At 61.6% G+C, this 21,325-nt stretch carries 26 protein-coding genes; 6 read left to right on the forward strand and 20 right to left on the reverse strand.

Going from position 1 to position 21,325, the window contains the following annotated elements; all coding sequences use genetic code 11:
- Positions 1 to 97 precede the first annotated feature (97 nt).
- The 4 genes from P1U55_RS03950 to P1U55_RS03965 form a co-directional block, all read right to left on the reverse strand.
- Complete coding sequence (locus tag P1U55_RS03950; RefSeq protein ID WP_301046203.1) at positions 98 to 817, reverse strand: autoinducer binding domain-containing protein; 720 nt, start codon at positions 815 to 817, stop codon at positions 98 to 100.
- Positions 762 to 983, reverse strand: coding sequence for a hypothetical protein (locus P1U55_RS03955; protein ID WP_301046204.1), 222 nt, complete (start codon positions 981 to 983; stop codon positions 762 to 764). Before P1U55_RS03955 ends, P1U55_RS03950 begins: the two co-directional genes overlap by 56 nt.
- A 232-nt stretch (positions 984 to 1,215) precedes the next feature.
- Complete coding sequence (gene ccrA / locus P1U55_RS03960; RefSeq protein WP_301046205.1) at positions 1,216 to 2,511, reverse strand: crotonyl-CoA carboxylase/reductase; 1,296 nt, start codon at positions 2,509 to 2,511, stop codon at positions 1,216 to 1,218.
- Positions 2,512 to 2,622: 111 nt separating this feature from the next.
- Complete coding sequence (locus P1U55_RS03965; RefSeq protein WP_301046206.1) at positions 2,623 to 4,086, reverse strand: 1-acyl-sn-glycerol-3-phosphate acyltransferase; 1,464 nt, start codon at positions 4,084 to 4,086, stop codon at positions 2,623 to 2,625.
- Positions 4,087 to 4,288: 202 nt separating this feature from the next.
- Here P1U55_RS03965 and P1U55_RS03970 point away from each other — a divergent pair, with 202 nt between their 5' ends.
- From P1U55_RS03970 to P1U55_RS03985, 4 genes are all read left to right on the forward strand, one after another.
- Positions 4,289 to 6,355, forward strand: a complete 2,067-nt coding sequence (locus P1U55_RS03970; RefSeq protein ID WP_301046207.1) for a protein meaA — start codon at positions 4,289 to 4,291, stop codon at positions 6,353 to 6,355.
- A 194-nt stretch (positions 6,356 to 6,549) separates the two neighbouring features.
- The gene (locus P1U55_RS03975; RefSeq protein WP_301046208.1) at positions 6,550 to 6,897 is read left to right on the forward strand and encodes an H-NS histone family protein; all 348 of its coding nucleotides are present in this window, start codon (positions 6,550 to 6,552) and stop codon (positions 6,895 to 6,897) included.
- Positions 6,898 to 6,958: 61 nt separating this feature from the next.
- The gene (gene deoD / locus P1U55_RS03980; RefSeq protein WP_301046209.1) at positions 6,959 to 7,666 is read left to right on the forward strand and encodes a purine-nucleoside phosphorylase; all 708 of its coding nucleotides are present in this window, start codon (positions 6,959 to 6,961) and stop codon (positions 7,664 to 7,666) included.
- Positions 7,667 to 7,677: 11 nt separating this feature from the next.
- The gene (locus P1U55_RS03985) at positions 7,678 to 8,661 is read left to right on the forward strand and encodes an aldo/keto reductase (protein ID WP_301046210.1); all 984 of its coding nucleotides are present in this window, start codon (positions 7,678 to 7,680) and stop codon (positions 8,659 to 8,661) included.
- Between the two features lie 10 nt (positions 8,662 to 8,671).
- On the opposite strand, the gene P1U55_RS03990 is transcribed toward P1U55_RS03985, so the two are convergent.
- Positions 8,672 to 9,523 (reverse strand): DUF1989 domain-containing protein, encoded by an 852-nt coding sequence (locus tag P1U55_RS03990; RefSeq protein ID WP_301046211.1) that lies wholly within the window; start codon positions 9,521 to 9,523, stop codon positions 8,672 to 8,674.
- 194 nt (positions 9,524 to 9,717) lie between these two features.
- On the opposite strand from P1U55_RS03990, the gene P1U55_RS03995 reads away from it, so the two are divergent.
- Positions 9,718 to 10,245: a hypothetical protein gene (locus P1U55_RS03995; RefSeq protein ID WP_301046213.1), complete on the forward strand. Its 528-nt coding sequence runs from the start codon at positions 9,718 to 9,720 to the stop codon at positions 10,243 to 10,245.
- A 69-nt stretch (positions 10,246 to 10,314) separates the two neighbouring features.
- Here the strand turns inward: P1U55_RS03995 and P1U55_RS04000 are convergent, their stop codons facing one another.
- The 15 genes from P1U55_RS04000 to P1U55_RS04070 form a co-directional block, all read right to left on the reverse strand.
- The gene (locus P1U55_RS04000; protein ID WP_301046214.1) at positions 10,315 to 11,094 is read right to left on the reverse strand and encodes a succinate dehydrogenase iron-sulfur subunit; all 780 of its coding nucleotides are present in this window, start codon (positions 11,092 to 11,094) and stop codon (positions 10,315 to 10,317) included.
- A 17-nt stretch (positions 11,095 to 11,111) separates the two neighbouring features.
- Positions 11,112 to 11,447: a hypothetical protein gene (locus P1U55_RS04005; RefSeq protein WP_301046215.1), complete on the reverse strand. Its 336-nt coding sequence runs from the start codon at positions 11,445 to 11,447 to the stop codon at positions 11,112 to 11,114.
- A 2-nt stretch (positions 11,448 to 11,449) separates the two neighbouring features.
- Positions 11,450 to 11,674 (reverse strand): hypothetical protein, encoded by a 225-nt coding sequence (locus P1U55_RS04010; RefSeq protein ID WP_301046216.1) that lies wholly within the window; start codon positions 11,672 to 11,674, stop codon positions 11,450 to 11,452.
- A gap of 2 nt (positions 11,675 to 11,676) precedes the next feature.
- The gene (locus P1U55_RS04015) at positions 11,677 to 12,495 is read right to left on the reverse strand and encodes a sulfotransferase domain-containing protein (RefSeq protein ID WP_301046217.1); all 819 of its coding nucleotides are present in this window, start codon (positions 12,493 to 12,495) and stop codon (positions 11,677 to 11,679) included.
- Complete coding sequence (locus P1U55_RS04020; protein ID WP_301046218.1) at positions 12,495 to 13,250, reverse strand: hypothetical protein; 756 nt, start codon at positions 13,248 to 13,250, stop codon at positions 12,495 to 12,497. Before P1U55_RS04020 ends, P1U55_RS04015 begins: the two co-directional genes overlap by 1 nt.
- Positions 13,247 to 13,981, reverse strand: coding sequence for a hypothetical protein (locus P1U55_RS04025; RefSeq protein WP_301046219.1), 735 nt, complete (start codon positions 13,979 to 13,981; stop codon positions 13,247 to 13,249). Before P1U55_RS04025 ends, P1U55_RS04020 begins: the two co-directional genes overlap by 4 nt.
- A gap of 16 nt (positions 13,982 to 13,997) precedes the next feature.
- Positions 13,998 to 15,824, reverse strand: a complete 1,827-nt coding sequence (sdhA, locus tag P1U55_RS04030; RefSeq protein WP_301046220.1) for a succinate dehydrogenase flavoprotein subunit — start codon at positions 15,822 to 15,824, stop codon at positions 13,998 to 14,000.
- 42 nt (positions 15,825 to 15,866) lie between these two features.
- The gene (locus tag P1U55_RS04035; RefSeq protein ID WP_301046221.1) at positions 15,867 to 16,439 is read right to left on the reverse strand and encodes a hypothetical protein; all 573 of its coding nucleotides are present in this window, start codon (positions 16,437 to 16,439) and stop codon (positions 15,867 to 15,869) included.
- A gap of 13 nt (positions 16,440 to 16,452) precedes the next feature.
- Positions 16,453 to 16,824: a succinate dehydrogenase, hydrophobic membrane anchor protein gene (sdhD, locus tag P1U55_RS04040; protein ID WP_301046222.1), complete on the reverse strand. Its 372-nt coding sequence runs from the start codon at positions 16,822 to 16,824 to the stop codon at positions 16,453 to 16,455.
- A gap of 12 nt (positions 16,825 to 16,836) precedes the next feature.
- On the reverse strand, positions 16,837 to 17,220 hold the full coding sequence (gene sdhC, locus P1U55_RS04045; protein WP_301046223.1) for a succinate dehydrogenase, cytochrome b556 subunit: 384 nt from the start codon (positions 17,218 to 17,220) through the stop codon (positions 16,837 to 16,839).
- A gap of 309 nt (positions 17,221 to 17,529) precedes the next feature.
- Positions 17,530 to 17,925 carry a hypothetical protein gene (locus P1U55_RS04050; protein ID WP_301046224.1) on the reverse strand — a complete coding sequence of 132 codons (396 nt, stop codon included), beginning with the start codon at positions 17,923 to 17,925 and terminating at the stop codon, positions 17,530 to 17,532.
- A 38-nt stretch (positions 17,926 to 17,963) separates the two neighbouring features.
- Complete coding sequence (locus P1U55_RS04055; RefSeq protein WP_301046225.1) at positions 17,964 to 19,001, reverse strand: MaoC family dehydratase; 1,038 nt, start codon at positions 18,999 to 19,001, stop codon at positions 17,964 to 17,966.
- 2 nt (positions 19,002 to 19,003) lie between these two features.
- Positions 19,004 to 19,207, reverse strand: coding sequence for a DUF1737 domain-containing protein (locus tag P1U55_RS04060; protein WP_301046226.1), 204 nt, complete (start codon positions 19,205 to 19,207; stop codon positions 19,004 to 19,006).
- A gap of 7 nt (positions 19,208 to 19,214) precedes the next feature.
- The gene (locus P1U55_RS04065; RefSeq protein WP_301046227.1) at positions 19,215 to 19,769 is read right to left on the reverse strand and encodes an NnrU family protein; all 555 of its coding nucleotides are present in this window, start codon (positions 19,767 to 19,769) and stop codon (positions 19,215 to 19,217) included.
- A gap of 44 nt (positions 19,770 to 19,813) precedes the next feature.
- Positions 19,814 to 20,683: a CoA ester lyase gene (locus tag P1U55_RS04070; protein ID WP_301046228.1), complete on the reverse strand. Its 870-nt coding sequence runs from the start codon at positions 20,681 to 20,683 to the stop codon at positions 19,814 to 19,816.
- Positions 20,684 to 21,016: 333 nt separating this feature from the next.
- Between P1U55_RS04070 and P1U55_RS04075 the strand changes: the two genes are divergently transcribed.
- Positions 21,017 to 21,325 carry a hypothetical protein gene (locus P1U55_RS04075; protein WP_301046229.1) on the forward strand — a complete coding sequence of 103 codons (309 nt, stop codon included), beginning with the start codon at positions 21,017 to 21,019 and terminating at the stop codon, positions 21,323 to 21,325.

Here is a 21,325-nt window from a genome sequence, read left to right on the forward strand (position 1 = left end):
TTCATCAAACGTTTCAGAGGGTAGAGTAGAATCGTTAAGATTGAGACATGGTTAAAAACAGCCCGTTAAAGTTGCATTACCTTTTGCCGGGCAGCGATTAAAAAACCAGCAATCCCTGTGACAACGCCAGGGCAACGGCATGGGTGGTGTTCATCGCGCCGAGCTTATAACGCGCGCCCTCGATATAAACCCGCAGGGTATGCTCGGAGATTTGCAAGCTTTCAGAGGCCTGTGCGCGGGAGTAGCCCAGCGCCAGCAAGGTCAGCGCATCGCGCTCGCGCGGCGAAAGGGCGCGGTGCGGCGCGCTTGTGGCCCCTTCGCCGCTCTCAAGCTCCAGCGCCTTTTGGTTGATATAATGCGCCGCAAGGATCAGATCGCGGGTGCTTTCTTCGGTGAAGCGGCCCCAGGTGCGATCATTGGCATTGCTTGATACGGTAAACAGCGCAAACTGCCCCGCCGGGCCACGGATTGGCACGGTAAACCCTTGCCTGCCAACTCCGGCAGATTGAGCCTCGCCCACAAAATCGCGGGTCACCTTGCCAGACCAGTCAAGGCGGCTCCAATCAACGGGGTGAAAGCGCTGGTAACAGCCCACCACCACCGGATCGACCCGCTCATATTCCTTGTCGATATAGCGCTCGACCCAGTCGTCGGCATAGGTCAGCACGCCGTATTGGCCGCCGGACGCATTTACAGAATGGTAAACGACGTGCTCAACGTCGAAATGCTCGCGCAGGTCGAAAACCTGCGCTTGAAGGGCGTCAGGCGTGTCCGCCTGCTGCAACCCCTCGATGAAGTTCTCTAATGCCGCCACCATCACTATCTGGCGTGGCCCCCCCCTGCTGTCGAGCGCGCTCGCGTCCGATGGCCTGCTCGGCCACGGCAATGGTTTCAACCAGTTGCGGAACCAACCCGGCGAGCGCATTGCGCTCCGCGTAGGCACTCAGGTCCGCCAATACGTCAACCATCCACTCATGTTTCATCAGCAGCCTCGTTTATAAAGGTTAATGAGCCGTTAACACAACTCCAGCATGTATACTCTTAGCGAAGATAATGATTCTTGTTTACTCCCCTGAAATGGGGAGGGACTGTTTACATGGCATTTTTTGCATATGCGTGGCCCGCCCCGCCCGCCTCGGGCACAACCATAGCGCGTAGAGAAAAGGCCCGAGCGCAATGCGCCCGGGCCTTTGGCCTCCTCTCCGGAGGGTGTCTTCAGATCGCGGATTTGCGCGCTTCGATCGCATCTTCCAGCGTGCGCAGCCCGGTTGTGGGGGCCTGCACCAGCACCGCCATGTTTCCCGGCTTGTGCTCGTTTTTCAGCATTTTCATATGCGCCGCAGGAATCTCTTCCCAGGGGAAAACCTCTGACATGCAGGGATCAAGGCGGCGGTCGACCATCAGCCGGTTGGCAGAGGCGGCCTGTTTGAGGTTGGCGAAGTGCGAGCCTTGCAGGCGTTTCTGGTGCATCCACATGTAGCGCACATCAAACGTGCAGTTGAACCCGGAGGTGCCGGCGCAGATCACCACCATGCCGCCCTTCTTCACCACCAGCGAGCTGACCGGGAAGGTGGCCTCGCCGGGGTGCTCGAACACCATATCAACGCTCACGCCCTTGCCGGTGATGTCCCAGATCGCCTTGCCGAACTTGCGCGCCTCTTTCAGCCAATCGTTATACTCGGGGCTGTTCACCGTGGGCAGCTGGCCCCAGCAGTTGAAGTCCTTGCGGTTGATGACACCCTTGGCGCCCTGATCCATCACGAACTGGCGCTTGCTCTCATCCGAGATCACGCCAATCGCATTGGCGCCCGCCGTATTGGCAAGCTGGATCGCGTAGGAGCCAAGCCCCCCAGACGCGCCCCAGACCAGCACGTTCTGGCCCGGCTTCAGCTCATGCGGGTGGTGACCAAACAGCATCCGGTAGGCGGTGGCCAGCGTGAGGGTGTAGCAGGCGCTTTCCTCCCATGTCAGGTGCTTGGGGCGCGGCATGAGCTGCTGCGCCTGCACGCGGGTGAACTGCGAGAACGAGCCGTCGCCGGTTTCGTAGCCCCAGATCCGCTGGCTGGGCGAGAACATCGGGTCACCGCCATTGCACTCTTCGTCGTCGCCGTCGTCCTGGTTGCAGTGGATCACAACCTCGTCGCCGACCTTCCAGTTTTTTACCTTGTCGCCCACGGCCCACACGATGCCAGCCGCATCGGAACCAGCGATATGATAGTCTTGCTTATGCACGTCAAACGGGCTGATCGGCTCGCCAAGACCGGCCCAGACGCCATTGTAGTTGACCCCGGCAGCCATGACCAACACCAGCACCTCGTGGCTATCAACCTGCCAGGTGTCCACGACTTCCTGCTTGAACGACACATCCGGCTCGCCGTGGCGCTCGCGGCGGATTGCCCAAGCATACATCTTGGGCGGCACATAACCCATCGGGGGCATTTCGCCCAACTCGTAGAGCTCTTTTTCTTCCGCCTCGTAGGTGGCGGGGGCGTCGCGAATGTCCAAAGCCATAGTCATCAACTCCTCGCATGTGTTCTGCGGCGCAGAATCGAGCCGCTCTTTGAGGGAGGAATACGAAAGGCCGCGCAAGATTGCAATACTATTGCAGCTCATTTTGTAATTTTATGTCCCTCCGGATTTGTCATCCTCGGCAACCGGGGCCGGAGTTTCTGCAACTGCATCCTCCGCAGCGGCCAGTCTGGGAATATCGCGCCGGGCTTTCCCTGTCAGGCCCAGCTGTGCCAGCGCCGGGGCGATGGAGGTTGCGTAGTAGCTGAGGATCGCGTGCTCATTTGGGGCCGGGCCAATGGTTTCACCCGTTTCGGCCAGCAGATGCCGCAGCCGCAGCCCGGCCAGGGCTGTCTCCAGCCCCTTGGCCGCCTCGCCATCAGGCATGTGGATTACCGCCCCAGCGGCCTCAAGCGCGGCCACACGCTCGGCCCATATGCGCTGTAGCGCGCCCCGCTCCACCGGCCCCGCAGCCTCTAGCAGGAGCGCCGCAAGCAATGGCTGTGGCAACACCGGCATCACTTCGCCGATCCGGTCCATCAGCGCATGGCCCAGCGCCTCGGTATCACCGGAAAATCCGGCAAGGGACATTGGCCGCCCAAAGCTGACAGCGGCATAGCCAAAGCGATGCGCCCTCCCCCGCAGCTTTTGCCACAAGAACCGCGCCGTGAACCGCACCACAACCCGGATGCGCATGGGAAACCGTCGATTGCCCGCCGTGGCCGCCGCGATCAGCACCCGGTCTTCCAACACCCGCTCATAGTTGAGCGCCCCCGGCACAAACACCACATCACGCCCCACCGCCGCCGCCTTTGCTTCGGTGATATAGTTGAGGATGCCGAGCCGGGGGCTTTCCAACCCGCCTGTCAGGCTAAGTCCGCCCTCGGGGAACACGGCCTGCGCCACCCCGCCCCGCGTGGCATGGGCCACATAGGTGGCAAGCACCCGGCGGTAGAGCCCGGTGCGCGACCCCCGGCGGATAAAGTATGCCCCCATCGCCCGGATCAACGTGCGCAGCGGCCAAACCCGCGCCCACTCCCCTACCGCATAGGAAAGCGTGGTTTGCTGGGCGACGAGATAGGTGACGAGCACGTAATCAAGGTTGCTACGGTGATTGATGACAAACACCATCGTCGCCTCGGGATCAATCGCGCGCAGCTCTTGCTCATCCAGCCGCGCCAGACGCACCTGATACAGCGTTGTGGCCAGCAGGCGCGCCGCGCGGATCGCGAAACCAAAGTAGGCAAAGGCCGAAAAGCGCGGCACGATCTCGCGCGCATAGCGTTGCGCCCGCTCAAAGGCGACCTCTTCGGGCACCCCCTCCTCGCGCGCGTGCTCGGTAACGGCAGCCAGCACCGCCGGGTCATAGGAAACCCGTTGGATCGTATCGTGGCGGCGCGCCAGCTTGAAGGGCTCGATAGGCCGGGCCAGCCGCTTGTTGAGCCGCGCCACCGCCCGCTCCAATCGCCGCCGGAAGAACCAGCGCACCGATGGAAACAGGAAATGCGATGCCATTGTCACCGCTGCAAAGAGCAGGATCAGGCCAAAGAGCCAGGTGGGCAGGGTGACGGTGCCCATGGGGGCTAAGCGTGCCCGGTGCGGCGGTTGGCGCGCTCGCGCGGCACTACCGCAGATGGCACCAGCACCAGGATCAACCGCGTGGTCAAACGATACATGACATCTTCCACCCTTCCCGCTCGGTGGTTCAGCCCTAGCACGGATTTCGCTGTGCTGTAACGCACTCAGCGCCAGCCCCCCGCGCGCGCCGAACTTTGCCGCAATGCAGCGAATTGACATTAATCGAATGTTTCGCCAAAAACCACCCAAACGGAATAATCTTGCTCACCCGATTCAGGAGACCCGCCCCATGTCGCAGTCGCAGCAAAACGCCCCCGAAAAGGACCGTCCCTGGCTGTTCCGCACCTATGCCGGACACTCCACCGCGACGGCCTCAAACGCGCTTTACCGCGCCAATCTGGAGAAGGGCCAAACCGGCCTTTCCGTCGCCTTCGATCTGCCCACCCAAACGGGGTATGACAGTGACGATCCGCGCGCGCGCGGCGAGGTGGGCAAGGTTGGCGTTCCGGTGGCGCATCTGGGCGATATGCGCGCCCTGTTTGCCGATATCCCGCTGGAAAAGATGAACACCTCGATGACGATCAACGCCACCGCACCCTGGCTGCTGGCGCTTTATATCGCTGTGGCCGAGGAGCAGGGCGCGGATATTTCGGCACTGCAAGGCACGGTGCAGAACGATATCATCAAGGAATACCTCTCGCGCGGCACCTATGTGTGCCCGCCCAAGCCCAGCCTCAAACTCATCACCGACGTGGCCGCCTACTGTTATGAGGCGGTGCCCAAGTGGAACCCGATGAACGTGTGTTCCTACCACCTGCAAGAGGCCGGTGCGACACCCGAACAGGAGCTTGCCTTTGCGCTGGCCACGGCAATCGCGGTGCTCGATGCGCTCAAGGGGCAGGTCCCGGATGAGGACTTTCCGCGGCTCGTGGGGCGGATCAGCTTTTTCGTCAACGCGGGCATCCGCTTTGTGACCGAGCTTTGCAAGATGCGGGCCTTTGTGGACCTTTGGGACGAGATTTGCCGCACCCGCTATGGCGTCGACGATCCCAAGTTCCGCCGCTTCCGCTACGGTGTGCAGGTCAACTCGCTTGGCCTCACCGAGCAGCAGCCTGAAAACAACGTGTATCGCATCCTGATCGAGATGCTGGCCGTGACCCTCTCCAAGAACGCCCGCGCCCGCGCTGTGCAGCTTCCGGCGTGGAACGAAGCCCTCGGCCTTCCGCGCCCATGGGATCAGCAATGGTCGATCAGGATGCAGCAGATCATGGCCTATGAGACCGACCTGCTGGAATTTGATGACCTGTTTGATGGCAACCCCGCGATTGATGCCAAGGTCGAGGCCCTCAAGGATGGGGCGCGCGCCGAACTGGCCCAGCTTGATGGCATGGGCGGCGCGATTGCGGCGATTGAATACATGAAGGGCCGGCTGGTTGAGAGCAACGCCGAGCGGCTTGGCCGGGTTGAAACCGGTGAAACCGTGGTGGTGGGCGTGAACCGCTGGTCAGAGGGTGAGCCTTCACCGTTGATGGGTGCCGATGGCGGCATCATGACAGTGGACCCGGCCGTGGAGACCGAGCAGATTTCGCGGCTCACCGCATGGCGCACAGAGCGCGATAACGAGGCGGTCAAGGCGGCGCTGGCCGCGCTGCGCGAAGCCGCCGAGGCAGGTGAAAACGTGATGCCGCCATCCATCGCCGCGGCAAAGGCCGGGGCCACCACCGGCGAATGGGCGGGCGTGATGCGCGCTGTCTTTGGCGAATATCGCGGCCCAACCGGCGTGTCCTCCGCGCCTTCCAACCGCACCGAGGGGCTGGAAGAAATCCGCGAGGCGGTTGATCTGGTGTCAGACAAGCTGGGGCGGCGGCTGAAATTTGTCGTCGGCAAGCCGGGGCTTGATGGCCACTCGAACGGTGCCGAGCAAATCGCCTTTCGCGCCCGCGATTGCGGCATGGATATCGCCTATGAAGGCATCCGGCTGACCCCCGAAGAGATTGTTGCCGGGGCGCTGGAGCAAGACGCGCATGTGGTTGGTCTGTCGATCCTGTCGGGCAGCCACCTGCCGCTGATCGAGGAAACCATGCAGCAAATGCGCGCCAAGGGGCTTTCCCATATCCCGGTGATCGTGGGCGGGATCATCCCCGAGGAAGACGCCGCGCGGCTCAAGGAAATGGGTGTTTCGCAGGTTTACACGCCCAAGGATTTTGAGCTGAACCGGATCATGATGGATATCGTCGCCCTGGTCGAGCCGGACACCGCTGCCGCCTGAACGCCGAAATCCCGGTAATGATAGCAAGGAATTCCGCCCCAATTCAGGGTGCGGAATTCCTTACCATTGCAAAAATCAATTCGGACTGTAATATTAAAGGCAGCGGGCTCATATTCATATTTTTGATTACTACACGATCTGTCCGTTACACCACTCACAATTGGGGAGTTATTCCCTGTTTAGGATGAAAACACATGGTAAACAAAGCCGCCCTTAAAGGCATGTCCCGCAAGGAACTGGAAAAGCTTCAGGCAGAAGTTGAAAAGGCCCTGCTCAAAATCAACGAAACCGAAAAGAAAGCCGCAATTGCCGCCGCTGAAAAAGCAGCCAAAGCGCATGGCTTTTCGCTGGGCGAGCTCACCGGTGAGGCCCCTGCCAAACGCGGCCGCAAACCCGGCCCCAAAAAAGCTGGCCCCAAGGGTGCCCCGAAATACGCCAACCCGGCCGACAAGACCCAAACCTGGACAGGCAAGGGACGCCAGCCGAATTGGGTGAAAGAAGGCCTTGCTGCTGGCAAGAGCCTTGCGGATTTCGCAATCTGAGCCATCATCTGCACGGGGTGCGGGCCTGCCCGCCCCCGTTTGCATATGAAAGGCCCATTCCATGACTATCCATATCGGCGCTACCCCTGAAGATATTGCGCAAACCGTTCTCATGCCCGGCGATCCTTATCGGGCGCGTTGGGCGGCAGAGACGTTTCTGGAAAGCCCGAAACTTGTGAACGAAGTGCGCGGAATGCTGGGCTTTACCGGCACCTGGCACGGCCATCGGGTGACGATTCAGGGCAGCGGCATGGGGATGCCCTCGCTTTCGATCTACGCCAATGAGCTGATCCGCGATTACGGCGTTAAAACCCTGATCCGCATCGGCTCTTGCGGGGGAATGCAGGAAAGCGTGAAACTGCGCGATCTAGTGCTGGCGATGACCACCTCCAGCGTGTCCACCCCCTCCTCCACCATCTTTCGTGAGCTTGCTTTCGCGCCCGCCGCCGATTGGTCACTGCTGTCAGCCGCCGCGAAAGCCGCCGCCAAAAAGGAGATAGATACCCACATCGGCGGCATCTATTCCTCAGATACGTTTTACGATGAGCGCCCCGATCTGAACGAACAAATGGAGCGTCACGGAATTCTTGCTGTCGAAATGGAAGCGGCTGAACTATATACTTTGGCCGCACGTTACGGTTGCCGTGCATTGGCCGTGCTCACCGTTTCCGATCATTTAAAAACCCATGAGGCATTGCCCGCCGATCAACGCGAAAAGAGTTTTGGCGATATGGTCGAAATCGCGCTCGAAGCCGCATTTTCCGAATAAAGGACATACCTATGAAGCAACGAAAACTGGGCACCAATGGCCCCGAAGTTTCGGCCATTGGGCTGGGCTGCATGTCATTCGCCGGGTTCTTTGGCGATACCGATCTCGACACCTCGATCGCCTGCCTTGATACCGCCTGGGAGGCCGGGATCACCTTTTTGGACACCGCCAATATCTATGGCATGGGCCGCTCGGAAAGCGCGATTGGGGCGTGGCTCAAAGGCACCGATGCAAAGCCGGTGATCGCCACCAAGGCCACCATCGTCCCTAAGCCCACGCGCCATTTTCGCAATGATGAAGACCACTTGCGCAGCGAGTTGGAGAATAGCCTGGAGCGTTTGGGGCGTGACCATGTGGAGCTGTTTTATATCCATCGCCGCGAACAGGAGCGCCCGGTTGAAGAGGTCGCTGAAACGCTGGCGAAATTCATCAGCGAGGGGCTGATCGGCGGCTATGGGATGAGCGAGGTTGCCCCCTCTACCATTCGCCGCGCCCATGCGGTGCACCCCTGCACAGCGGTGCAAAACGAGTATTCCCTTTGGTCGCGCCAGCCAGAGCTTGGGGTGATCCAGACCTGCGCCGAACTGGGCGTGGCCTTCATCCCCTTCTCGCCGCTGGCCCGTGGCGAGCTGACCAACACGCCCCCCGACCCCGCCAAGATGGGCGAGGCTGATTTTCGCCGCGCCAACCCGCGCTGGCAGGAGCCGAATTACACCTACAACCAGCAGGCGCTTGGCGCGTTTCGCAGCTATGCGGCAGATCTTGGCGTGAGCACGGCCAAGCTGGCGATGGCCTGGGTGCTGGGCAAGGGCGATCACCTGATCCCGATCCCCGGCACGCGCACCGGCGCACACCTGAAAGAATGGGTAGACGCCGCTGAAATGACGCTGACTGCAGAGGATTACGACGCCATTGAAATGGTGCTGCCCGTCGGCTTTGCCCACGGTGATCGCTACTCCGATAGCCAAACGCTTGGCATCGAACGCTACTGCTAGGCGTGATGCTTTAGGCCCCGTGAGAGCCCGAATAGCCACTTGGCTGCGGGCTCTCCCACCCCTCCAGCGCGGCGGGAGGCAGCGCGAACACCTCGCAGAGCAGCGGATAACACAACGCCTCATCCGAGCTATGGCCCTGCCCGCAATCGCCGCCGGGGCAGGCCGATAGCCCTGCCAGCAGATCAATCTCTGCAAAAAGCTCAATGTAATCCCCGGTGCGCACCGGGCTGGCCTTCATGAAGTATTGGCCGGTATCGGCGGTGAAGCCGGTGCACATGAAGACGTTGAGCACATCATGCACCGCGCTTTCGACCTCACTCACCGGCTTGCCCGTCCACTCGGCAAGGGCGCGGGTGAGATTGGAGTGGCAGCAATGGTGGTATTCACCGCCCGTCAACAAGTGATGGGTGTAGGGGTCACAGCGGGTGCCAATCACATCATGCACCCGCCCGCCAAAGGCATCTACCCCATACCAGGCAAGCGTATCGGCCACCATCGTTGCCAGCGGGCGCAGCTGCGGAAAGCTTGACCACATGCGATCCCCCACATCGAGGTGGGTGCCGTGCAGGGCGCGGGTTTTGCCGGAGTAAAACCGCTCTGACAGGTCCGCAAGGTTCCAGAGGTTGAGGTCGCCCACCTGCGGCCCCTCGGGGCAGCTGATGCGCAGGAATTGCCCGGCGCGCACCGGCAGGCAGGCCGCCTCTCGTGGCGCCACCAGCACCTCGCCTGTTTTCACCGCCCGCGCCCGCGCAGCGCCGTAAAGCGCCAGATCAGGCAGGGGGAGCGCGGCTTCGGGGTAAACAACAACAGGCTCCACCGCACGGGCCGCCTTGGCATAGTCTGGGGCCTTGTCGCCTGTCATCGCTCGCCTCGTTTGCCTCTTCTGCTCGAAGGTATAGCCCCTTGGCGCGGGCGCGAAAGCCCTGCATTTTTGCACCGGTGGATTTCCGCAACGTTAAGAAATTTGCGCTAGAGGGTTGCAAGACGAGTCACGCAGGTTAGCCTGACCTCAAGCACATAGTCCTGAGGAAGCTCATTTCTCCCAACGGAGGTATAATGCACATCGCCGCAATAGGTTCCGCAATCGCATCGCTTTTTTTCGCCGGGGTCAGCCCCGACGCCCCTGATCCGGGGGGACCAGAGCGGATAGAACGCGCCTATGCCACGATGTCCCTGCTCTCTGCCCCGCCCTCTGCGGGCGAATTACAGGAAGGGTTCCTGGCCAGCCTCCACCGCCTTTACCCGCAGCAAAATTGCTCTGCCGGCTTTCGCTCAACCCTGCGCAAGGCCCCGGAAGTGGAAATCTGCGTCAGTTACACCGGCTTCAAGGGGCGCTGCGAGCGGATGCAGGAAGATGCGTTTTCCTGCCGCGTCGCCTTTACCCTGCGGGTTGTCTCGCCCAGCCACCCCGGTGTGCTGCGCAAGCTGAGCAGCACCACCGTGGAGATTGAGCGTGATGATCTGCTCTTCACCCACGACTGGCGCGGCTGGCTCTGGAATGCGGCACCCGAAACGGTAGATGGCCTCGTGCCCGCCGAGTTCCGCAACCGCAATCCGTTTTCGGTGGAAGAGGCGCGCAATTAACCCGCGCGCCGCGGGTGTCGCAGCAGCGGGCCGCTAAAGCCCGCCGCAGGAAGCATTCGCAACAGTGGCTTACACCACCCGCTCGACCATCATGTCCTTGATATGCGCAATCGCCTTGGCCGGGTTCAGGCCCTTGGGGCAGGTTTTGGCGCAGTTCATGATGGTGTGGCAGCGGTAAAGCTTGAAGGGATCTTCAAGGTCATCAAGCCGCTCGCCGGTTGCCTCATCGCGGCTGTCGATGATCCAGCGGTAAGCGTGCAACAGCGCCGCCGGGCCGAGGTAGCGATCAGAGTTCCACCAGTAGCTCGGGCAGGCGGTGGAGCAAGAGGCGCACATCACGCACTCATAAAGGCCATCCAGCTTTTTGCGGTCCTCGATGGATTGCCGCCACTCTTTCTCGGGGCGCTGGGTTTTGGTTTCCAGCCACGGCATGACGCTGGCGTGCTGGGCGTAAAAATGCGTGAGGTCCGGGATCAGGTCCTTGACCACGGGCATATGCGGCAGCGGATAGATTTTTACGTCGCCGCTGATTTCATCCATGCCGTAGATACAGGCCAGCGTGTTGATGCCGTCGATGTTCATCGCGCAGGAGCCACAAATCCCCTCGCGGCAAGAGCGGCGGAAGGTGAGCGTGGGGTCGATCTCGTTCTTGATCTTGATCAGCGCGTCCAGAACCATCGGGCCGCACTCGTCCATATCCACCCAATAGGTATCAACGCGCGGGTTGTCGCCGGTATCGGGATCGTAGCGATAAATCTGGAACTTCCGCAGGTTGTTCGCCCCTTCGGGCTTGGGCCAGCTTTTGCCGGTGGTGATGCGGGAATTCTTGGGCAGGGTGAGTTGTACCATGTCAGAGGCTCCTGTTCCTATCCGTTCAAGATCAGCGGGAGTCCTTCCCGCGTCACACATTCAATGGCTTCGGGGCGGCCTGCGATGGCCACCACCGTTTCAGTCGTTTGCGGGGAAACGCCGGTGGCCGCATCCGAGGCAAGGCTCGTCAGTTCTGCGGCGGTGGCGTTGTCGATGATACATTCGGTCACCAGATCGGGCGGCACACCGGGCAGCTTTTCCACGATGATCGGGCGCACCACCGCCTTGGCCGCCTGGCGGGCGACGATATCGGGCAGGCTGGCCTCGCCGCATCCGGCAAGCAGCAGGCCCAGCGCAGAAAGCGCGGTGATATGATGGGAGCGCAGGATCATCATCAATCGGGCTGTGTCGAGCTTTGCAAGGTGGCCCCGGTTGACAGGAAGGCCAGCGCGCGGCGGCGTTCGGCATCGCTCATCGAGTCCCAAAGCTCCCGGTCGCCGGGCATCACCGCATAGCCTGCGGGAAAGGGGATTTCGCCCCGCGCCCCGGTACCGCCACAGGCGGAAACCAGCATCATGGCGGCCAGTGCGGCCGTCAGGATCAGTGCACCTTTGGTCATCGTCACTCTACCTTGTCTGTCTCGCGCAGCAGGTCGGCTGGCGTCTCGGGAAGCCGGTCAACCCAGCTGTCGTCTTGCTCATATCCAAGCTGTTTGAGCGCGTCTCCAAATTCAGCGGCATAAGCCTCGCCCACCGCACGGGGCAACTCCTTTTCCCAGCGCTTCAAAGCCCCTTCCGAGTGGACATGGCCATGCAAATGCCTGGGTCTCTTGTCTATATCGGCCATACCACCAAAAAGCGACTGCTCCCAGAACAGCGAGCGGCCCTTTTCCAGCCGATCGCCCTCCAGCCCAAGGTGGGCGAGCGCCAGCTGGAACAGGTGGCAAGCATGATCCTGCATCAGGTCTTCGTAGCGTAGCTCGGTGATACGCGGATCGCCCCAGCGCCAGTTGAGCATTTCCTGAACCGTTTCACGGTGCTTGCCGCGCATCGAAAACAGCAGCTTGTCGCGCTCCCCTTCAATCGCGTTGAGGTGCTGCTGGTAACTTTTGCCGCCAAACGCGGCGCGCGGCTCATGCAGCCACTTCTCACCCTTGTCGCCCGCGTGATGGTGATAGACGCAGCCCGAAAGCAGCATATCGCGCGGATCGCGAATGAGGTGAACAAAGCCCACATCGTCGCGCTCCCACAGCGCCTCGGGGAACCACCCCGCCCAGTTGACCAAAAACGCCTCACCCTCATCGGGCACTTTCCACATGGCCCCATCGCGCCAGATGCCATGCCACTCGGTGCCAAACGCCGCCGACATCGCCTGCACCGTCCGCCTGATCCAGACGGTGCCGCTTTTGTGGTGGGTCGCAAAGCACATCAGGCGGGGCATTACTCAGCCCCCCCAGCCACTGTGCCACGGCCCGGCACCTTTAGCGCATAGGTCCAGATTTCATTTGCCACATGGGCCGGGTTTTGGCGGGTGAAGCCATGAAAGATCGTCTCGTCAAAGCGCACTTCCCCTAGCCATCCGGCCTCACGGGGCAGGCATACCGGGCGGATGCCCTGCTCAAAACACCAGCGCGCCAAGCGAACATCCACAAACTTCTGACTGCCCGCCATAAAGCTGTGCGGCGGAAAATCCGCGCCGCGCATCAAAGCTGCATTGGTGGCGATCTGGTCCACGATGGTGGGCGCTGCGAGCCCTTCATAAAAGCGAAACGGTCTGCGGTAATCCGCGATGTTATCGGGCTTGTAGCGCAGGTATTTCAGCAGCGCCTTGGGCGACAGCGTGAAACTTGGCTCATAATAGAGCGAGCCGTGATAACCGCCAAGGTAGCGCCCCGTGCCCAGCGCCTCCATCGCGGTGATGGAGCGGGCAACAAAATCCGCCGGGTAGATCATATCGTCATCTATCATGAAGACCCAATCCGCCCCGGAGACATCAGGGTAGAATTTGCCCACGTCCTTTTGATCCTCTTGCGGGATCAATTGGGTGATCTTGGCCTCCCCCTCGAAGGCAGGCAGGGGCGCGTCATATTGATTGAGCACGATGTTCAGCCGATCCACCTGCGGCAGGATCGCCTTGACCACGGCGGCAAGGTTGCTTTCGCGCGGGGGGTATGTTGCGAGGTTGGCGACGATCAAGCGACGGCTCCTTGCGCAGAGATGCCGGCCAGCGCGGCCAGATCAGGATGCACTCGCGCCAAAACAGATTGTCGCTGCGTTTCTGTAAATTCCGGCAGCGGCATCCGGTTGCGGGCAGCTTCGCCGGGGTTTGGGGCCACCTCGGTTGAGCGCCCTGTGATCCGGTGCGTCCAGGCCCGTGGCCCCCGCCTTAGCGGACCCTCAGGCAAGCGAAACGGCCCGGACCGGCGGCGCAACCCGGCAAATTTGGCCAGGTCTTCAACCTGCTGCTCAGGGGCGTCGGTCAGCCTGTCATACCGGATCAGACGGCAGCGAAACGCCGGTTCGGGCAGGGTCGTGAGGTTGAGGTAAAGGCAGTTCCAATACTCAACCGGATTGGCAAAGCTCAGCTCCGGCGTGCGCCCACGGCGCCCGTTGAAAATGCTGAACGGCGCTTCCAAAAAAGCGCTCCACTCCTTGGGCGCAGCAATGTTACGCCCCACCTCAAGATGATAGCGAAACACGCTTTGCAAAAATGCCAGCGGCGGTTTCATCACGGCAATGATAGGCACCCGCCCATCCCAGATCCGCCGAGACCGCCGCAGCGAAATCGCCACCGGCGCGTGCTTCCAGCCATGGGCATTGGGCACGACCCGGCAGCGAAAATTGGTCTCCAGAAGATACTGGAGGTAGTTGGTTCCCGAGCGGAACGCACCGACAACGGCCACGGAAGGAACCCCCGGAATTGTCACGCGCCCCTCCTGTGCATCAGTAAACCCGCTTCTTGGGCGCAATCCGCTTGAGATCAATGCCACCCTCGGCTTCGGTGGTCAGCGGATCAATGTGGACGGGGCGATAGCTGAGATCGACCTTGTTGCCATCCACCCGGCTGAGGGAGTGTTTGCGCCACTCCTTGTCATCCCGGTCGGGATAATCCTCATGGGCATGGGCGCCACGGCTTTCCTTGCGCGCTTCGGCACCCACGATGGTGGCGAGCGCGTTTGGCATCAGGTTCGCCAGTTCGAGCGTTTCCATCAGGTCGGAGTTCCAGATCAGCGACCGGTCGGTGACCTTGATGTCATCCATCTTGGCGGCAACCGCTGTCATCTTTTCCACACCTTCGGCCAGCGTCTTGTCAGCGCGGAACACGGCGGCATCTGCCTGCATGGTGCGCTGCATCTCGTCGCGCAGATCCGCGGTGGTGATGGAGCCATCGGCATTGCGGAAACTGTCAAACCGATCAAGCGCCGCCTGCACCGAAGCCTTGTTCAGATCAGGGTTGGCGGCATCCGGGTCTACCACTTCGCGGGCACGGATCGCAGCGGCACGGCCAAAGACCACAAGGTCGATCAGCGAGTTCGAGCCAAGCCGGTTGGCGCCATGCACCGAGGCACAGCCAGCCTCGCCCACCGCCATCAGGCCGGGGGCCACGCGATCAGGCTCATCTTCGGTTGGGTCAAGCACCTCGCCCCAGTAGTTCGTGGGAATGCCGCCCATGTTGTAGTGCACCGTCGGCAGCACCGGGATCGGCTCCTTGTTCACGTCCACACCGGCAAAAATCCTGGCGCTTTCCGAGATGCCCGGCAGGCGCTCGGCCAGCGTTTCGGGCTGAAGGTGGTTCAGGTGAAGGTACATATGGTCCTTCTCCTTGCCCACACCGCGGCCTTCGCGGATTTCCATGGTCATGCAGCGTGAAACCACATCACGGCTGGCAAGGTCTTTGTAGGTGGGCGCATAGCGCTCCATGAAGCGCTCGCCTTCCGAGTTGGTGAGGTAGCCGCCCTCGCCGCGCGCGCCCTCGGTGATGAGGCAACCCGAGCCATAAATCCCGGTCGGGTGGAACTGCACAAACTCCATATCCTGAAGCGGCAGGCCAGCGCGGGCCGCCATGCCACCACCGTCACCGGTGCAGGTATGCGCCGAAGTGGCCGAGAAGTAGGCGCGGCCATAACCGCCGGTCGCCAGCACCACCATCTTGGCGCGGAACACGTGGATCGTGCCGTCATCCAGCTTCCAGCACACAACGCCCTGGCAAGCCCCGTCTTCACCCATGATCAGATCAATGGCGAAATATTCGATGTAGAACTCGGCGTTATGCTTGAGGCTCTGGCCATAAAGCGTGTGCAGGATCGCGTGGCCGGTCCGGTCAGCGGCGGCACAGGTGCGCTGCACCGGCGGGCCTTCGCCAAACTCGGTGGTATGGCCGCCAAAGGGGCGCTGGTAGATCTTGCCCTCTTCGGTGCGCGAGAACGGCACGCCGTAATGCTCCAGCTCATACACCGCCTTGGGCGCCTCACGGGTGAGGTATTCCATGGCGTCGGTATCACCCAACCAGTCAGAGCCCTTCACGGTGTCATAAAGGTGCCACTGCCAGTGGTCGTTCATCTCGGCATCTTCGGTCACCTGCATGTTGCCAAGGCTCGCGGCGATCCCGCCCTGGGCAGCCACGGTATGCGAGCGGGTCGGGAAAACCTTGGTCACGCAGGCGGTTTTGAGGCCATGTTCGGCCATCCCCAGCGTGGCCCTCAGGCCAGAGCCGCCGGCCCCCACCACAACCACATCATAGGTGTGTGTCTCGTAATCATATGCTGCCATCTGTTCATCCGTCCCTTGCGGTTCGTTCACTCGCCTGCGCGGCTAGTTGTTGAAGGGGAAGACCACCGCGCCCGGCGCATTATCCGGGATCGTGTAATCTGCCATCTGTTGGTAAGGCGCACCCAGAAGCGCGCTGAAAGCCTGCCCGCCATCGGGCACGAAAGTTTTGACCAAGGCCCTGCGATTCACGTTGAAGTGCTCGGCCAGGAGCGCAAGATCGGTGGCATTTGTGGTCGCATCATAAACCTGGGTGGCCCCGTATTGCACGGTCGCCTGGCGATACATGTCCGGCTGGCGCAATATGGCAAGCACCAGTGAATGGCGCTGCACATAGGTCGCCACCGCCCAGCTTTGGAAATCTTCCTCGACCGTGAGATGCAGCGCCGGGCCAGCACGTGACAAACGCGCGATATCGGCCTCGGTGCCAACCATCACCCACACAGGCTTTTCCAGCGCCGCCCAGGCGGCCTCGGCCTCGGCCTTGTTGCTGGCGGCCGCGCCAAGGATCATCAGCGGCAGCTCAGCCGCGCCAACCGATCGCTCGATCTGGCCTTGCAGCGCCCCAAGGCTTTCGGCCTCGGTTTGCAGCAGCATGTAATCGGTGAACTCCGACATCCCGGCGGCGTCCTCAGAGCGCCAGTTTGACGAGGGCGAAAATCCCGGCGGCCATCAGCCCGTAGCTCACGCAAACCAGCGCAATGATCGAAAGTTTGCGCGTCAGACCCCGCATGTAATCGTCGATGATGGATTGGAAGCCCTGCCGGAAGTGCCACATGCCGACAACGATCATCAGCCCGGTAATCACCGCAGGCCAGGCCCGCGAGAAATGCGCCACAACCTCTTCGTGGCTGTTGCCAAGCTGCGGCCCGAAGGTCAGCAAAAAGAGCGGCGTCAGGATCACCAGCGCATAGCTTGAGATCGACATATGCCAGTGATGCTCGGTCCCGGATTTGGCGGAACCAAGGCCAGTGGCGCGTTTACGGTCAGTCAAAAATGCCATTGTGCCGCCCCTTTACACGATGATCGCGGTGAGAATGGTGAGCACCACCGAAAGGCCAACGATCCCCTTGGCCATCTTCTCGGAGGTTTCAACGTCAAGGCCGTAGCCTGCGTCCCAGATCAGGTGACGAATGCCGCCAAGCATGTGCCACCACAGCGCCCAGACCGAGAGGAACATCACCACATCTCCAATGAAGGAGGTGATCAGCCAGTCGATCGAGCTGAAGTATTCGGGGCCAGAGGCGGCGGCGATCAGCCACCAGACCACAAGAAAGGCCCCCACGATAAGCCCGGCCCCGGTGATCCGGTTGATGATCGAGGGAACCCATGTCCACTGCGGGCGATAGACTTGAAGATGGGGGCTGAGCGGGCGGTTGCCCTGGTTCACATCGGCCATGAACGCTCTCCTTTGCGGGCGCGGCGGGGGGCCAAAGGGCCGTGCCGCGCAAAAATGGCTCGCCTCGCGCCGAATGCAACGCAGGCCTGCTAAGCCCATGCTTTGCCACTTTTCCCCGGCGGAGTCACGGGCAAATGGGCGGATTTCAGGGGGAGGTTTCGTCGCTAACAGCGAAAAATTTCACGTTTGTGATCACGTTCTTTCAGGCCGTGATCACAATTTTCCCCACATGGGCAACGCGCCCCACAGGAGACTCAACCCTGCCAGCAAACGCCCCGCCGCACAAAATTAAACGTGATCACAAATCTCTCAGCCGAGAAAATACCCGTCACCGGCCCCCCAGAACGTCACCAGATCACGCCCGGTGGCACGCTCTGCCCCGCTCTCTTGCAGCGCAAACAGATCCGCCGCCAGCAGGGCGCTCGCCTCGAAAAGGGCGCGTGGCAGGGCGCGCTCATAGGGGTCTTTCGGCTCCCATGTGCGGGCAATCTCGGCGGCCATGTCCGCCAGCACGAAACAAATGGAAAGCCCGGTCGCCGCCGGAAATGCGCGGGCCATTGACCCGGCAACAACCGGCACCGGGCGCCGATGCGCAAAAATCATCTCCGCCGCGAAGGTCCGCAGGCGGTCGCACTCATCTTCATCCACCTCGCGGGCCCCCACCCATAAGCGCCAGGCCCCGCCCGGCGCCGCTCTTGCCGCCACGTTACCGCGAGAAGGCAAACAGGTGCAAGGCGCGGGGGTTAAACGGGAATCAGCGCCCAGTAATCGAGATCAAGCAAAACATGGGGCAGATACTTGCCGTCTTCGCCGCGCAAATCGCCCGCCAGTGTTTCGCCGCCCTTCACGGCCACCAGCCTCAACCGCAGCGCGCCAACCCCCGGCGCAACCGTCTCGGCCTTGCCAAGCACCTCGCTCCAGGCCCGCACGGTATCGCCCGCAAAGGCCGGGTTGGCATGGGCACCCCCGTTGATCGCGGCAACGATCTGCGCATTCGCCAGCCCGTTGAACGACAGCGCCCGCGCCAGCGAAATGATGTGCCCGCCGTAGATCAGCCGCTTGCCATCCTCGCGCACCGTCGCATCAAAATGCACCTTGGCGGTATTCTGCCACAGCCGCGTGGCCAGCATATGCTCGGCCTCTTCCAGCGTAACACCATCGACATGGTCAATGAGCTCGCCAACCTCGTAATCGCCCCAGCGATGCGGCTCCCCGGCAAGGGTGAAATCATACCCCTGAAACGACAGCCCCTCGGGTATCACCAGCGCCTCAGCAGGCACGGCATCGGCCAGATCGGGGATCATCGTTTCGGGGGCGGGGGCGTCAAAATCGCGCTTGCGCACCATCACCCAGCGCACATATTCCAGCACCGCCTCGCCGGTTTGATCCAGCCCGCGGGTGCGCACCCAAACCACGCCTGATTTGCCGTTGGAGTTTTGCTTGAGGCCAATCACCTCACTCTCGGCGCGCAGCGTATCACCTGCATAAACCGGCTTCAGCCAGCGCCCCTCGGCGTAGCCCAGATTGGCCACCGCGTTGAGCGAAATATCCGGCACCGTCTTGCCGAACACCACATGAAACACCGCCAGATCATCCATGGGCGAGCCATCCAGCCCGCAATCGCCCGCGAAAGCATCGGAGGAATACAGTGCATGACGGGCCGGATAGAGCGCGTGGTAAAGCGCCCGCTCCCCCTCTGCCACCGTGCGCGGCACCGCATGCACAATCACATCGCCCAGCGTGTAATCCTCAAAAAAACGGCCCGGATTGGTCTTTGCCATGCTCACTGTTCTCCCAGTTTCATATCGGGGGTGTAGGTGCCCTCAACCTCTTTCACTACGGCCTGGCCGCAGCGCATCACCCCGTTGGAGGCATCAAAGCTGTATTGCGGATCGCCTTGCAGCACCCAGCCTTTATTGAGCGCCGCAGTCACCTTGTGGCAAAACGCCGAGGTGTCGTCTTCGGTGAGGAAACGGTAGAGTTTCATGGCAGTCCTATCCGAATACGGGGTAGCCCAGCAGGCCGTGGATGTAACCGATGATCCCCAGCAGAATCACCGAGGCCACAAGGAACATCGCGTCTTTGGCGATAGAGCCTTTGGCGGGCGGGGTCCAACCCGGCTCGGCCCGGTTGATCACCACCATCTCGGCCAGCGACCACACAAGCAAAGCGCCAAACAGGATCACCGAGGCAAGGTCACCGTTGACGAGAAGGTGCGCAAAGGCCCACAGCGCGAAACCGGCCAGCATCGGGTGGCGCATCCGGTAGAAAATCGCGCCCTTCTTGGGGCCGGGCGACATGAAGTAAATCGCAATCAGCACCAGCAAGTTATTGATATGGCGCAGGAAATAGGGCGGATTCCAGAGCTCCGGCACATCGTCCGCCATCCGAAAGCCAATGACCATCAGCACAATCGAGGCCACCAGAACCAGCGCCACCGGCCCGCGCCCCTTGTCGCCCATCGCGGCGCGGCGCGCCGGGGCGAGCCGCTTGAACAGATGCCCAAGCCACCAAAGCGCAATACCAAGAATGAGTAGCGGAAGGGCCATGGGAGACTCCTGTCAAATGAACGGCGTTTGCGCGTAACCTGCCCTTAACCGGCCATGGCCGCAATGGCATCTGCCTTGGCCAGCGTTGCGCGGGCCGTTGCAACGTGCAGGTTTTCCACGATGCGGCCATCAACCACCGCCACCCCCTGCCCGTTGGCCTCGGCCTCTTCGAAGGCGGCAATCTGGCGGCGTGCCAGATCAATCTCGCTGCCTGAGGGCGCAAAGGCCTCATTGGCCACATCAAGCTGCGCCGGGTGGATCAGCGTTTTGCCATCAAAGCCCATGTCGCGGCCCTGCTCGCATTCTTCCCGCAGGCCCTCATCGTCCTTGAAGGCGTTGTAAACACCGTCAATCGCCACGATCCCATGCGCCCGCGCCGCCAGCAGGCAAAGCTGAAGCGAGGAAAGAAGCGGCTCGCGGTCGGCCCTGAACCGGGTGCCCAGATCCTTGGCCAGATCATTGGTGCCCATCACAAAACCGCCCATGCCGGGGGCGGCGGCGATCTCTTGCGCGGCGAGGATGCCACGCGGCGTTTCCATCATCGCCCAAACCTGCGTTTCGCTCGCGCCTGCGGCATCCAGTTCGGCCTTCACGGCGGCCACCTGCGCGGCGGTTTCAACCTTTGGCAGCAGCACGGCATCGGGCTTGGTCGGGCAAATGGTGGCCAGATCGTCGGCGCCCCACTCGGTATCGGCCCCGTTCACCCGCACGATTTTTGCGCGTTGGCCGTAATCGGTGCTCGCAAGTGTTTTTGCCAGAAGCGCACGCGCCTCTACCTTGGCTTCGGCGGCCACGGCATCCTCAAGGTCAAAGATGATCGCATCGCAAGCCAGCCCGGCGGCTTTTTCCAGCGCGCGCTCCTTGGAGCCGGGGATGTAAAGCACAGATCTGTAGGGGCGGATTGGGGCCGTCATGATTCTCTCCTCGCGGGTTTCCGTGGCAGAAAAACCAAATGCCACGCCGCCGCGCAAGATCATTTCTCCAAATACCTTTGCGGGCGCAACAAACTGTCTCGCTCCTGCTCCAGCCACCCATCGTTGGCCCCCGTTAACCACATGGTCACCTCATCGGTGGACAGTCAAAGGGAGAGTCGGGCGACTGGAGGGCCGTATGGCAGAGCCGCCATAACCAACGGCAATAATCAGTCCGGCCTTTTCGTGACGGGCGCAAAATGCGCCTCCCGTACAACCGGCAAAGCCGGGCGCGCCCGGTTTGGGGCCTGCGCAGCCAACCAAAAGGTATGGACGATGAAAGAACTCATAGTGATTGCCGCAGGCTTTGCCTGCCTCGCCGCCGCCGGGGCCGATGCCCAAACCCGCAATTGCGCCCAGCGCGAACGTGTGGTGACCCGCCTCGGTGAAACCTATGGCGAAGGTCGCCAGGCGATTGGCCTCGCCGCCTCCAATCAGGTGGTTGAAACCTGGGCCAACCTCGAAAGCGGCACCTGGACCGTCACCGTGACCACCCCCAATGGGCTTACCTGCCTTGTTGCCTCGGGAAAGAGCTTTGAGCGGGTTGATGAAGAGGTTGCCAAAGCCTCCGAAAAAGACGCTTAG

The organism is Vannielia sp., from assembly GCF_029212645.1.
Lineage (GTDB): Bacteria > Pseudomonadota > Alphaproteobacteria > Rhodobacterales > Rhodobacteraceae > Vannielia.